This is a genomic window from Pseudomonas sp. MF4836 (assembly GCF_002018875.1).
Taxonomy (GTDB): domain Bacteria; phylum Pseudomonadota; class Gammaproteobacteria; order Pseudomonadales; family Pseudomonadaceae; genus Aquipseudomonas.
This window is the reverse complement of the sequence record NZ_MVOL01000007.1, coordinates 119,504-132,572: the sequence shown is the minus strand read 5'-3', so window position 1 is coordinate 132,572 and position 13,069 is coordinate 119,504. Positions and strand designations below refer to the sequence as shown.

Annotated in this window: 13 protein-coding genes; 12 read left to right on the top strand and 1 reads right to left on the bottom strand. The window is 64.6% G+C overall.

From position 1 onward, the window contains the following. Positions 1-342 precede the first annotated feature (342 nt). The 12 genes from MF4836_RS17700 (at position 343) to lapD (ending at position 12,565) form a co-directional block, all read left to right on the top strand. The gene (locus tag MF4836_RS17700) at positions 343-1,437 is read left to right on the top strand and encodes a methyl-accepting chemotaxis protein (RefSeq protein WP_443217349.1); all 1,095 of its coding nucleotides are present in this window, start codon (positions 343-345) and stop codon (positions 1,435-1,437) included. A 42-nt stretch (positions 1,438-1,479) separates the two neighbouring features. Continuing rightward, on the top strand, positions 1,480-1,845 hold the full coding sequence (locus MF4836_RS17695) for a response regulator (protein WP_020294535.1): 366 nt from the start codon (positions 1,480-1,482) through the stop codon (positions 1,843-1,845). A 4-nt stretch (positions 1,846-1,849) separates the two neighbouring features. After that, positions 1,850-2,167 carry an STAS domain-containing protein gene (locus tag MF4836_RS17690; RefSeq protein ID WP_078471350.1) on the top strand — a complete coding sequence of 106 codons (318 nt, stop codon included), beginning with the start codon at positions 1,850-1,852 and terminating at the stop codon, positions 2,165-2,167. Positions 2,168-2,170: 3 nt separating this feature from the next. Next, positions 2,171-4,204, top strand: a complete 2,034-nt coding sequence (locus MF4836_RS17685; protein WP_078471349.1) for a chemotaxis protein CheA — start codon at positions 2,171-2,173, stop codon at positions 4,202-4,204. An 18-nt stretch (positions 4,205-4,222) separates the two neighbouring features. Then, positions 4,223-5,857 carry a methyl-accepting chemotaxis protein gene (locus MF4836_RS17680; protein ID WP_078471348.1) on the top strand — a complete coding sequence of 545 codons (1,635 nt, stop codon included), beginning with the start codon at positions 4,223-4,225 and terminating at the stop codon, positions 5,855-5,857. An 11-nt stretch (positions 5,858-5,868) separates the two neighbouring features. Further along, on the top strand, positions 5,869-6,387 hold the full coding sequence (locus MF4836_RS17675) for a chemotaxis protein CheW (RefSeq protein ID WP_078471347.1): 519 nt from the start codon (positions 5,869-5,871) through the stop codon (positions 6,385-6,387). Next, positions 6,377-7,201 (top strand): CheR family methyltransferase, encoded by an 825-nt coding sequence (locus MF4836_RS17670; protein ID WP_078471346.1) that lies wholly within the window; start codon positions 6,377-6,379, stop codon positions 7,199-7,201. The genes MF4836_RS17675 and MF4836_RS17670 overlap by 11 nt, the downstream gene beginning before the upstream one ends. Then, positions 7,198-7,689, top strand: coding sequence for a chemotaxis protein CheD (locus MF4836_RS17665; RefSeq protein WP_020294529.1), 492 nt, complete (start codon positions 7,198-7,200; stop codon positions 7,687-7,689). The genes MF4836_RS17670 and MF4836_RS17665 overlap by 4 nt, the downstream gene beginning before the upstream one ends. Next, on the top strand, positions 7,686-8,738 hold the full coding sequence (locus MF4836_RS17660) for a protein-glutamate methylesterase/protein-glutamine glutaminase (protein ID WP_078471345.1): 1,053 nt from the start codon (positions 7,686-7,688) through the stop codon (positions 8,736-8,738). The genes MF4836_RS17665 and MF4836_RS17660 overlap by 4 nt, the downstream gene beginning before the upstream one ends. Before the next feature lie 249 nt (positions 8,739-8,987). Continuing rightward, on the top strand, positions 8,988-9,644 hold the full coding sequence (locus MF4836_RS17655; protein WP_043228240.1) for a response regulator transcription factor: 657 nt from the start codon (positions 8,988-8,990) through the stop codon (positions 9,642-9,644). 246 nt (positions 9,645-9,890) lie between these two features. Next, positions 9,891-10,607 (top strand): cysteine protease LapG, encoded by a 717-nt coding sequence (gene lapG / locus MF4836_RS17650; protein WP_020294526.1) that lies wholly within the window; start codon positions 9,891-9,893, stop codon positions 10,605-10,607. A gap of 11 nt (positions 10,608-10,618) precedes the next feature. Next, positions 10,619-12,565, top strand: coding sequence for a cyclic di-GMP receptor LapD (gene lapD / locus MF4836_RS17645; protein WP_078471344.1), 1,947 nt, complete (start codon positions 10,619-10,621; stop codon positions 12,563-12,565). Positions 12,566-12,620: 55 nt separating this feature from the next. On the opposite strand, the gene MF4836_RS17640 is transcribed toward lapD, so the two are convergent. Further along, positions 12,621-12,959 (bottom strand): tryptophan synthase subunit beta, encoded by a 339-nt coding sequence (locus tag MF4836_RS17640; protein ID WP_078471343.1) that lies wholly within the window; start codon positions 12,957-12,959, stop codon positions 12,621-12,623. Positions 12,960-13,069: the final 110 nt, after the last annotated feature.

The window sequence follows — 13,069 nt, the reverse complement described above, 5'->3', positions numbered from 1 at the left end:
GGCGGGCAGGCTAGGTTTTCCTTTGCGCGATGGATATAGGAACAGTCCTAATTGCACAGGCGGGCCCGGCTGCTCGTGGGGTGTCGCGCGGCCGAGTGCAGGCCAAAACCTGCGGCGCCCTTAAGGCGATTCCCTAAGCGGCGACAGTTTTTTGTACGCGGTTTTTTTGGCGCGAGCGGCAAGCGCTTTGGGCTGGACCGATCCGGGCATGGGCGGCGGAATTTTTATGCCCTGGAAGCGTCATGTGCCCAGCAGCCGGGCTGCTGAATGGATTAAGGGTTATCCTTATGTTGATCTCAATGTGCCATCGGTACTATCTGCGCACTTCGACGGGTGCAGTGGATGCCGACAATGCGGATTTATCTAGGGGTTTGGTTGGGGCTCGCGCTCAGTGTCACAGGGCTGATCCTGGCCTCGCCTACGCTTACGATAGCTGCTCTTGTCTTCAGCGCCCTGTTGCTGATTGGTCTGCGCCCGGTGCCACGGCCGTTGTCGCCAGCGACCGAACCGCTGATCGAAGTCGTCGCCGATAACGCCGCGTCACCGTTGCAGAACCTGGTGCAGGCCATTGCTCCCAGCTGGCACGAGAGCCTCGGCCGCAGCCGGGAATTATTGCACTCCAATATCACCGAGCTGTTCCACAGCTTCCACAATATCGCCGCACGCCTGGACGGCAGCCTGAGCAGTTCCGAAGGCGTGCTCGGCAGCGGCGGGGTGGGCGAAAGCCTGCGCGACGCCAACCAGCGGCTGCACGAAGTCAGCGCTTCGTTTCAGGCCAGCAGCCAGCGTCAACAGGAACTGCTCGGCACCATCAGCCACCTCGACACCTACACCAGCCAGTTGCAGCAGATGGCCAAGCGGGTCCAGGACATTGCCAGCCAGACCAACCTTCTGGCCCTCAACGCGGCCATCGAAGCCGCCCGCGCCGGGGAATATGGGCGGGGCTTTTCGGTGGTGGCCGATGAGGTGCGCAAGCTGTCCACGCTGTCGGCGGAAACCGGGCAGGGGATGGACGCCAAGGTCGGTGAAATCAACCACGCGATCCAGGACACGATTGCCGCCGCGGCCGAGCTGGGCAACAGCGAGCAGAGCAACCTGGACTTCCTTAACCGCTCGGTAAGCGACGTCATGGCGCGCCTGGGCGACAACCTCAATCAGCTGTCCGACGTCTCCGGGGCTTTGCAGCGCGAGGCTCGGGATACCCAGCACGACATCCAGGCGATCATGGTCAACCTGCAGTTCCAGGACCGCACCGACCAGATGCTCGACCACGTACAGCTGGACCTGCGGCAACTGCTGGCGGCCATCGACCAGGATGACCCGAGCCTGCACGACCCCAAGGCCTGGCTCGAACGCCAGCGCCAGCGATTTACCACCCATGAAGAGCGTCACGGCCAGTCCCAGGGCGCGACTGTGAACGAGGTGACGTTTTTCTAGGGCCCCGACTTTCAAGCGTTTTCATTTCCCAAGGAGCGGCATATGGCCAAGACAATTCTGATCGTCGACGACTCGCTGTCGATGCGCCAACTGGTAAAGATGAGCCTCACCGGGGCCGGGCATGAGGTGATCGAGGCCTGCGATGGGCGCGATGCCCTGAGCAAGCTGGATGGGCGCAAGGTCAACCTGATCATCAGTGACGTGAACATGCCCAACCTCGACGGCATCGGCCTGGTGAAGGCGGTCAAGGCGCGCAATGAATACCGCTTTACGCCGATCATCATGCTCACCACCGAAAGCGAGCAGGCGAAGAAGGCCGAAGGCCAGGCGGCCGGCGCCAGGGCCTGGATCGTCAAGCCGTTCCAGCCCCAGCAGTTGCTGGCGGCGGTCGACAAGTTGCTGGGTTGAGCCGGTGTTCACGCTGACGCCCTCGGCCTTCGACGGCCCAGCCCGGTTGCAGGTGGCCGGCGACCTGACCATCTATCAGGTGGCCGAGGCCCGGGAAGCGCTCCTGCAGTTGCTGCCCTTCGACGCCCCGGCCTGGCAGCTGGACCTGAGTGCGATCGAAGAATTCGACAGCGCCGGCGTGCAGTTGCTGCTGGTGCTGCAACGCAACCTGTCGAGCAACGGCAGCCCGGTCAGCGTGGTCGGCTGCGCGCCGCAGGTGCATGAGCTGATCGAGCTGCTGCGCCTGGAAACCCTGTACCCCGCAGCACCAACCGAGGATTGAGCGATGCTCAGTGGCGACCAGTGGAACCAGTTGCTCCAGGGTTTTCTCAGCGAAGGGCGCGACCTGCTCAAGGACGCTGAAGACAGCTTGCTGTGCCTGGAAAGCGCCCCGCAGGATGACGCGGCGATCAACAGCCTGTTTCGCGCCGTGCATACGCTCAAGGGCTCGGCGGGGATCTTTTCGCTGACGCCCCTGGTCAGCCTGACCCATCACCTGGAAAGCCTGCTGATGTCGGTGCGCGACGGCCAGCGCCAACTGACGCCGGCCCTGACCTCGCTGATGCTCAGTTGCATGGATGAGCTCACTGCCATGATCGAGCGCGTCGACCCCGACAGCGGCCTGCTCGACACCGACCAGGGGCAGCAGGCGATCCTGCTGACGGCCTTGGCCGAAGCCCAGGACCTGGCCCCCCACAGCCCTTCGTTGGAGCAAGCCGACGAGCCCGGCACGGCCCTGGCTGAAGCCGAGGGCGACGCGGTGCTGTGGCAGATCTCCATCGGCTTTGCCCAGGACCTGTTGCGCAATGGCTTCGACCCGGCGGCGTTTTTGCGCTACCTCAAGCGCCTGGGGGACATCGTCACCCTGCAGACCCTGACCCGGCAGTTGCCGGACCTGCACAGCTTCGATCCCGAGAGCTGTTACCTGGGCCTGGAGCTGACCTTGCGCAGCACCGCGAGCGAGGCGCAGATCCGCGAGGTGTTCCAGTTTATCGAGGACTTCTGCAGCCTGGGCATCGTGCCCCTCGAACCCCTGCCAGCCGCCGCGGAACCGGCCGTGGCACCTGTCGCGCCGCCACTGGCCGCGCCCGCCATGACCGTGGCCAATCGCGAGCGCCGGCCCCAGGACACCGCCCTGGTCAAGGTTGCGGCGCACAAGCTCGATGAGTTGATCAACCTGGTGGGGGAGCTGGTGATCAGCACTGCCGGCGCGCAGATGCAGGCCCGGCGCAATGGCGACCCGGCCTGCATCGAAAGCACCCAGGCGCTGTTCCAGTACGTGGAGCAGATCCGCGACAGCGCGCTGAAGCTGCGCATGGTCGAGGTCGGCGAGACCTTCAATCGGTTTCACCGCGTGGTGCGCGATGTCAGCCAGGAGCTGGAAAAAAAGATCCAACTGAGCATCCGCGGCGGCGAGACCGAGCTGGACAAGTCGGTGATCGACAAAATCGCCGACCCCCTGACCCATCTGGTGCGCAACGCCATCGACCACGGCATCGAAACCCCCGAGGAACGCCTGGCGCTGGGCAAGCCCGCCGAGGGCAAGTTGAGCCTCAACGCCTATCACGACTCGGGGATGATCGTGCTGGAAATCAGCGACGACGGACGCGGCCTGAACACTGCACGCATCCTCGAAAAAGCCGTGGCCAAGGGCATGGTCGAGGCCGACGCGCAACTGAGCGAGCAGCAGATCCACCTGCTGATTTTCGAAGCCGGATTCTCCACCGCCGAACAGGTGTCCAACCTCTCCGGACGCGGCGTGGGCATGGACGTGGTGCGCAGCGCCATCGACCAGTTGCGCGGGGTCATCGAGATCGACTCCAGCGCCGGCCAGGGCTGCACCTTTCGTGTGCGCCTGCCGCTGACGCTGGCGATCATCGACGGCTTTCTGGTGGGGGTGGGCGACGACAGTTTCGTGATCCCGCTGGACATGGTCACCGAATGCATGGAGGCCAGCGACAGCGCCTTCGAGGGCGGTTACGGCTACCTCGACCTGCGCGGCAAACCCTTGCCCTGTATCGCCCTGGACCGCCATTTCGGCCTGCCTGGCAGTGGCGTGCGGCGGCGCAATATCGTGGTGGTCAGCCAGGGCCGGCAACAGGCCGGGCTGATCGTCGACCACCTGCAGGGCGAGCTGCAGACGGTGATCAAACCCCTGGGCCAGATGTTTCGCCACCTGCGCGGCATCAGCGGCTCGACCATTCTCGGCTCCGGTCATGTGGCGCTGATTCTTGATATCCCCAGCCTCTTTCGACACCTGCAAACCCGCATCGACGGGGCCCCGCGGCCGGCACTCGGCCTTGCAGAAACCCTTGCCTAGCCTTTCAGGAGAAACACCATGCAGTTCATTCGCAACATGAAGATAGGCATCCGGTTGACCTTGGGGTTCCTGGTGGTGGTGGCCTTGACCGCCGCCATCGGGTTTATCGGCATCCGCAACCTGGAGCAGGTCAATGACCTGTCCGACCGGATGTACGAGCTGGACGTCACCGGCCTGAGCCAGTTGCAGGAGGCCAATATCCAACTGATCACTGCCGGGCGCTCGATGCGCCACAGCCTGTTGGCCACCAGCCAGTCCGGGCGCGAGCAGGCCGCCAGCCAGGCGCGTGCCGCCCTGGAACAGACCGCGAGCCTGATCGCCAAGGCCCGCACCAGCTTTATCACCAAGGAAGGCCAGGCCAAGATCGACCAGCTGCAAGGCCCGCTCAAGGAGTACCAGGAGCTGGTGCAGCAGGTGCTGGGCATGCATCAGCAATCCGGGCAGTTACAGGAGACCAGCGACATCACCGACCTGCTGCCCAAGGCTGTGGTCAGTGGCGACGCGGTGGACCAGATGATCGGCCAGGTGACCCGGCACAAGCAGGAGCGGGCCAGCGAAGCCAACCAGCAGATCAGCGACATTGCCGCCAACTCCCGGGTGCAGATGATCTCGCTGGTGGCGGTGGCCACCTTGATGGGCATGCTGATCGGGGTGCTGGTCACCCGCAGCATCACCCGTCCGCTCAACGGCGCAGTGGCGGCGGCCAACCGCATGGCCGCCGGCGACCTGAGCCAGGATCTGGCAGTCACCAGCAAGGATGAAACCGGGCAATTGCTCAGCGCCATGCAGAACATGACCCTGCGCCTGCGCAGCATCCTCGGCGATGTGCGCAGCGCAGCCGATGCGTTGTCTTCGGCGTCGGAGCAAGTCAGCTCGACTTCGCAATCCCTGAGCCAGGCCGCCAACGAGCAGGCGGCCAGCGTCGAGCAGACCAGTGCCTCGGTGGAGCAGATGTCGGCCTCCATCACCCAGAACACCGAGAGCGCCAAGATCACCGACGGTATTGCCGGCAAGGCCGCCAACGATGCGGTGCAGGGCGGTGGCGCGGTGAGCGACACGGTGCTGGCGATGAAGCAGATTGCCGACAAGATCAGCATCATCGACGACATCGCCTACCAGACCAATCTGCTGGCGCTCAACGCCGCCATCGAAGCGGCCCGCGCCGGTGACCATGGCAAGGGCTTCGCGGTGGTTGCCGCCGAGGTGCGCAAACTCGCCGAGCGCAGCCAGGTCGCGGCCCAGGAGATCGGCCAGGTGGCCAGCAGCAGCGTGCACCTGGCGGAACAGGCCGGGCGCCTGCTGGGGGAGATCGTGCCCAATATCCAGCGCACCTCGGACCTGGTGCAGGAAATCACCGCTGCCTCCCAGGAGCAGAACGGCGCGGCCGGGCAGATCAACATTGCCATGGGCCAGATGAACCAGATCACCCAGCAGAACGCCGCGGCCTCGGAAGAGCTGGCCGCCACCGCCGAAGAAATGAACGCCCAGGCCGGGCAATTGCAGGAGTTGATCGGCTTCTTCCGCTTCGAGCAGGACGCCCTCGGTGCCCAGCGCCCTCAAGCCCGTGGCCCGGAGCCTTTCAAGAGTGCGCCGGCAAGCTGGAGCAAAAGCAGGACGGCGGTCGATGAAGGCCAGTTCGTCAGCTTCAACTGAGTGACCTGCCCATGACCTCACTGCACTCCAGCGCTGTCGCGGACAGCGCCCTGGCCACCCGGATCCAGCACCTGTCGTTTCGCGTGCGCGAGGCGGCCTATGCCTTGCCCATCGAACTGGTGCGGGAAATCATCGAATACGCCCATGTCACCGCGGTACCGATGATGCCGGCTTTTATCCATGGCGTGATCAACCTGCGCGGCAACGTGGTGCCGGTGCTCGACATGGCCGCGCGCTTTGGTTTCGAGCTGACCCGGCCGGACAATCGCACCTGCATCGTGATCATCGAGCTGGCCCTGGGCGAGAGCGTGCAACGCATCGGCCTGGTGGTGGACGCGGTGGACGCGGTGCTGGATATCGACCCGTCCCAAGTGGTGCCGGCACCGCCGTTCGGTGTTGGCATCCGCACTGATTTCATCGCCGGCATGGCCCGGGGCGAAGAGGGCTTCACCATCATCCTGGCGATCGCCCAGGTGCTGTCCCTCGACGACATTTCCCAACTGAGCCTTGCGGTGCTCAATGGCCGCTGAGCCCGTGCCGGGCCTGCGGCTGCCGGAGTTGGCCGACAGCCAGTTTCGCCTGCTGCAACGCCTGATGCTCGAGGCTTCGGGCATCGCCCTGGCGGCCAATAAGCGGCCGCTGGTGGCCGGGCGCCTGATGAAGCGCCTGCGCCATTACCAGTTGCCGGGCTACGAGCAGTACCTGCAGTTGCTGGAGCAGCCGCAACACCTGGCCGAGCGCCGGCTGGTGGTGGACCTGCTGACCACCAACGAGACCTACTTCTTTCGCGAACCGGCGCATTTCGCTTTTTTTGGCCAGTGGCTGGCCAAGCGCAAAGGCGCGCTGCGGATCTGGAGCGCGGCCTGTTCCTCCGGTGAAGAGCCCTACAGCCTGGCGATGGCGGTCAGTGAGCACGGGACCACCCAGGACTGGTCGATCCTGGCCAGCGACCTGAGCCTGAGCATGCTGGAACGCGCCGCCAGCGGTATCTACGACCTGGCCCAGGCCCGGCATTTCCCCGAGGGCTGGCTGCACCGTTATTGCCTGAATGGCGTCGGGGCCATGCACGGGCGCTTTCGGGTCCAGGCCGCGCTGCGCCAGCGGGTCAGCCTGCGCGAGGTGAATCTGGTACAGCCCCTGCCCGAGGGCGTGGGGCCGTTCGAGGTGATCTTCCTGCGCAATGTGCTGATCTATTTCGACAACGACGAGAAGCAGCGCATCGTACGCCGCCTGGTGGAGCAACTGGTGCCCGGCGGCCTGTTGTTTATCGGCCACGCCGAAAGCATTCATGGCTTCGGCCTGCCGCTGCGCCTGCTCAGTCCTTCGGTGTACCAGCATTTATGAAACCGGCCTTGTTCCTCAACCCTGGCGAGTATTTCTTCGGCCGTCACGAGGGCACCGTCAGCACCCTGCTCGGCAGTTGCGTGTCGGTGGTCCTGTGGCACCCGCGCTGGCGCCTGCTGGCGGTCTCGCACTACCTGCTGCCGAGCGATCCGCAGGCGCGCAACGGCCTCGACACGCGCTACGGCGAGGCGGTGTTCAAGCGTATCCATGCCGATATGCTGCGCCACGGCACGCGCCCCTGCGAGTACCGCAAGGGGCTGTTCGGCGGTGGCAGCCTGGTGCGCTTCGAACCGGCGGGCGGGCGCAAGGTCGGCCACAGCAACAGCGCCTTCGCCCGGGAGCAATTCAGCCTGCGCAACTGGTCGCTCGATTACTGCGACCTCAATGGCGAGCACTACCGGCGCCTGCAGGTCGACGGCCGCAGCGGCGTCGTGGCCTGCCAGCGCAATGCCTCGGGCGCGCTGCCGGCACGGGCGGGTGGGCGGTGATCAAGGTGTTTATCGTCGATGATTCGGCCTTGGTGCGTCAGGTCCTCAGCACCTGCCTGGGCAACCACCCGGGGATCGAGGTGATCGGCCTGGCCGCCGACCCGCTGTACGCCATCGACAAGATGCGCCGCGACTGGCCGGACGTGCTGATCCTCGATATCGAGATGCCGCGCATGGATGGCCTGACGTTTTTGCGGCAGATCATGAGCGAGCGCCCGACCCCGACCATCATCTGCTCGACCCTCACCGAGCAGGGCAACAGTGTCGCGGTCGAGGCCCTGGCTGCCGGCGCGGTCGGGGTGTTCACCAAGGCCCGGCTGGGGCTCAAGCAAAGCCTGGAGCAACTGGCCAGCGAGCTGATCCGCAAGGTCGAGGAGGGCGCCCGCAGTCGTCCCCGGGTCTTGCCCAGCGCTCCTCGGGTGGCGCCGCCAAGCCCCGCCGTGGCGCCCATCAGCCTGTTGCGCACCACCGAACGCATCGTCGCCCTGGGCTGTTCCACCGGCGGCACCCAGGCCCTGGAGTTTGTCTTGCGCCAGTTGCCGCGTGACTGTCCCGGGATTGTGATCGTTCAACATATGCCGGAGAAGTTCACCGCCGATTTTGCCCGGCGTCTGAACAGCCTGTGTCAGATCGAAGTACGCGAGGCCAGGCACCTGGATCGCGTGCACGATGGCCTGGCGCTGCTGGCGCCAGGTGGCCTGCACATGCAGCTCAAGCGTAGCGGGGCGCATTACCAGGTCGAGGTGCTCGACGGGCCGCCGGTCAACCGGCACAAGCCCGCGGTGGATGTGTTGTTCCGCTCGGTGGCGCGGCAGGCCGGGCCCAACAGCCTGGGGATCATCATGACCGGGATGGGCGACGACGGCGCGCGGGGCTTGCTCGCCATGCGCGAAAATGGCGCCCATACCGTGGCCCAGGACGAGGCCAGCTGCGTGATTTTCGGCATGCCCAGGGAGGCCATTCGCATGGGCGCCGCGCAACAGGTCGAACCGTTGTCCCATGTGCCGAAACTGATCCAGCAATTCGCCGGCAGCCCGCGCCACACCTGAGGCTGGCCTGGCCGGGTGCGGCCCCCCGCGCGGATAACCGGGCGGCGCAGCGGGATCATCGACGACGCCTGGGTCGCCGCGCTCGGCCTGGCCGGTGTGTTGCATTGCACAGCGGTCAGGGGCGCAGGCTGGCCCACTGCCTGACCCCGGCTTTGGCAGTCTGCAATTCATCAAGGCGATCACGCCGGCTATAAAAATACTGCAACGCCTTGGCGTTGTGCCCTTATCCATGTGACTGGGCTGAAGCCTATGCTGTGTCGAATTTTGCTTGCCAACGATTACCCGGTGGTCCGTGCCGGAATGAGGGCCTTGCTGGAGAAGAAAACCGAATATGAAGTCATCGCCGAAGCCGGCGACAGCCACAGCGCCATCGAGCTGGCCTCACGCCTGTTGCCGGAAATCGTGCTGCTGGACCTGGTCCTGGAGCGCCACGCCTGTATCGACTTGCTGAAGACCTTGTCCCTGAGTTCGCCCGCCAGCCGGGTGCTGGTGCTGTCGATGCACACCGACAGTCCCTTCGTCATGCAGTGCCTGCAACTGGGGGCCCACGGCTACCTGCTGCGCAGTGCCAGTGTGATCGAGCTGGAGCTGGCCCTGGAGACCCTGCGCCAGGCCGGGCAGTACCTGTCCTCGGCGGTGGTGCCCCTGGTGATCAACCACGCCATCAAGCGCCAGCATGAACCCAGCCTCAAGGCGCCGAACAAGGTGCTCACGGCGCGCCAGCTGGAGATCCTGCGCCTGATCGCCCGGGGCGAAAGCACGCGCAATATCGCCCAGGGCCTGGGCTTGAGCGTGAAGACCATCGAGGCCCATCGCTCGCAGATGATGCATCGCCTGCGGATCCACGATATCGCCGGGCTGGTGATGTTTGCCGTGCGCAAGGGCATCGTCCAGCTCAACGATTAGCCATCGCCGCAAACCGCCACCCGATAATGGCCAGCGCACCTCCCCTGTAGCCGCTGCCGCAGGCTGTGCTGGCCCGTCCAAATAACCCACCTTGCTCGGCGTTCATGCCAGCCAGCGCAGCCTCGTGCCTCGGCAGCGGCTACAGGGTGTTTTGCTGGGGCGGTGAGGGGACGGACCGTTGGCGGAAGTGATTTCACTGTGCCATTGTTTTTTGCCCGGCATACCCGCAACATGGCCGCACCTTCAATGCTGCAAGCTTGGATAATCGCAGTGGCGATACGCTTTAAACTCCCTCGGATCCTGTATGGTCTTGCCATCGCCCTGTTACTGGGTGGCAGCCTGCTGGGCGACTTGCTTGCCGATTGGGATTTCAGCCAGATCAGCCGCCGCGCCGAGGCGCTCTATGGGCCGCTGGGCCCGGGGCGGCAACGGATCGATGCCTGGCAGCAACTGCTCGCGACGCAGAAACAGGTCAGCGAGACGGAGCAACTCAAGGTGGTCAACCTGTTCTTCAACCGTCAACTGCGCTACGAGGAAGACATCGACCTGTGGCACGAGACGGATTACTGGGCCACGCCCATCCAGTCCCTGTGGAAAGGGGCCGGCGACTGTGAAGACTACGCCATCGCCAAGTATTTCAGCCTGCGCCACCTTGGTGTCGCGGCCGACAAGTTGCGCATCACCTACGTCAAGGCCTTGCGCCAGAACCGCGCGCATATGGTCCTGACCTATTATTCCAGCCCCGAAGCCATGCCCCTGGTGCTGGACAGCCTGATGGACCCCATTCTGCCCGCCAGCCAGCGCCCCGACCTGCTGCCCGTCTACGCCTTCAACGGCGAGGGGTTGTGGTTGACGGGGGCGGCGGGCAACAAGAAAGTCGGTGACACCAAGCGCCTGTCGCGTTGGCAGGATGTCTTGAAGAAAATGACCGCCGAAGGGTTTCCGGCCAGTTCGGATAATTAACAGGAGCCACGATGTCACTGTTCAAACAATTGCTGATCGCTATCTGTGTGTTTCTCGTGGTCGCGTTCAGCGGTAGCTTCATGGTCAGCCTGGAAAGTTCGCGGGCGCAGTACGTCAATCAGTTGCGCTCCCACGCCCAGGACGCGGCCACCGCGCTGGCCCTGTCGCTGACGCCGAACATCGATGACCCGGCGATGACCGAGTTGATGGTCAGCTCGATTTTCGACAGCGGCTACTACGCCAGCATCCGTGTGATCGACCTGAGCAATAACCAGGTGCTGGTGGAGCGTGCCGCCGAGCCGGATGCCAGTGGCGTGCCGGCCTGGTTCGTGAACATGATCGGCCTCGCGCCGGCGGGCGGCGATGCCATCGTCAGCCGAGGCTGGCAGCAGGCCGCGCGGGTCGAGGTGGTCAGCCACCCGATGTTCGCCCTGGCCAAGCTCTGGCAGAGCGCATTGGGCAGCCTGGGCTGGCTGCTGGTCTGCGGCGCCCTGAGCGCGGTCCTGGGGGCCTTGCTGCTGCGCCGTCAGCTCAAGCCGCTGGACTATATGGTCGAGCAGTCCCATGCCATCGCCCGGCGCGAGTTTCTCAGCCTGCCCGACCTGCCGCGCACCCCCGAGTTGCGCCGGGTGGTACAGGCCATGAATCAGATGGTGGAGAAGCTCAAGGCGTTGTTCATCGAACAGACCGAGCGCAGCGAGAAGCTGCGGGTGGAGTCTTACCAGGACAGCCTGACCGGGTTGGCCAACCGACGTTATTTCGAAATGCAGCTGCACTCCCGGGTCAGCAACCAGGAGGAGGCCAGCTCCGGCTACCTGCTGATGTTGCGGGTCAATGACCTGGCCGGCCTCAACCAGCGCCTGGGCGGCCAACGCACCGACCAGTTGCTGCAGGCGGTGGGCCAGCAACTGGTGCGGACCTGCGCCAAGTACCCGGAAACCCACAACCTGATCACCCGCAGCCGTGGCGGCGAGTTCGCGGTGCTGGCACCCGGCCTGGTGCGCGACGAAGCGCTGCAACTGGCCCAGGAACTGGAAAGCACCCTGCAGAGCCTGCGCGAAACCGGCGCCACCGATATGCCGATCGTGGCCCACATCGGGCTTGCGCCCTACAACCCGGGCGATGCCTCGGCGGACCTGCTGAAGCTGGCCGATCAAGCCCTGACCCAGGCCGAAGGCAGTGGCGAGCAGAGCTGGGTGTGCCTGGAACACAGCACCCCGGGCACGGTCAGCGATGACTCCCACAGCTGGCATACCCTGCTGGATGCGGCGCTGGACCAAGGGCGCTTCCAGTTGTTTTTCCAACCGGTGGTCAGCAGCAGCGACACCCATCAGGTGCTGCACTACAAGGTCCTGTCACGGCTGCTGGACAACCAGGGCCAGGCCATTGCCGCCGGCCGCTTCCTGCCGTGGATGGAACGCTTCGGCTGGTCGACGCGGCTTGACCGGCTGATGCTGGAGCTGGTGCTCAAGCATCTGGCGCACCACGACCAGGCCCTGGCCCTGAACCTTTCGGCCGCCACCCTGAATGACCCGCAGGCCCTGGAGCGGGTGTTCGAGCTGCTGGCCCAGCACCCGGCACTGGGGCCACGCCTGACCCTGGAAATCGGCGAAGAACAAGTGCCCGAGCAAGCCCAACTGGAGCACCTGAACCGGCGGATCCACAGCCTGGGCTACAGCCTCAGCCTGCAGCGCTTCGGTGGCCGTTTCAGCATGATCGGCAACCTTGCGCACCTGGGCCTGGCCTACCTGAAAATCGACGGCAGCTACATCCGCGCCATCGACCAGGAAAGCCACAAGCGTCTGTTTATCGAAGCCATCCAGCGCGCCGCCCACAGCATTGACCTGCCGCTGATTGCCGAGCGCGTGGAAACCGAGGGTGAATTGCGGGTGATCCGCGAGATGGGCATAGAAGGGGTGCAAGGCCAGCTGTTCGGTGAACCAGCGCCCTGGAAGTGAAGCCTTGAAGGTCACGCCTCCTTGACGGGCAAGCCGTGAAGGAGGCGCGAGGCAATCAGATCAAACCGGTTTCGTCATCGTCGATCAGATGATTCAACCCGCCCAGCGCCGTCCGTGCCTGGGTCCGATCCATCAACTTGGCCTGGGCCGCTGGCGGCAGGTCAGTGACGCGGATCACGCCTTTGCTGGTCAGCACCTGGATCAAGTCATCAAGTACCCGGATCATCTCAAGGTCACTATGCTTGAGCTGCTTGAGGCTGGTCTCGATCACGTCATTGGCAAACCACGACTGGATCTCATGGTGGTCAGCCGGCAGCGTCTCGGTGGCTTCGGCATAGGCCACCGCCTCGACGCGCACCAGTGCGCCTTGTTGATCACGTTGCACGTAGAACATCAGCGTTCTCCCAATAAAAAAATCCCTGCGGGCGCTGCACGCAGCACCCGCAGAGATTACACACATTTGCCCGAGGCTGATGCCAACCGGTCGCCAGTCCCGAAAGATTG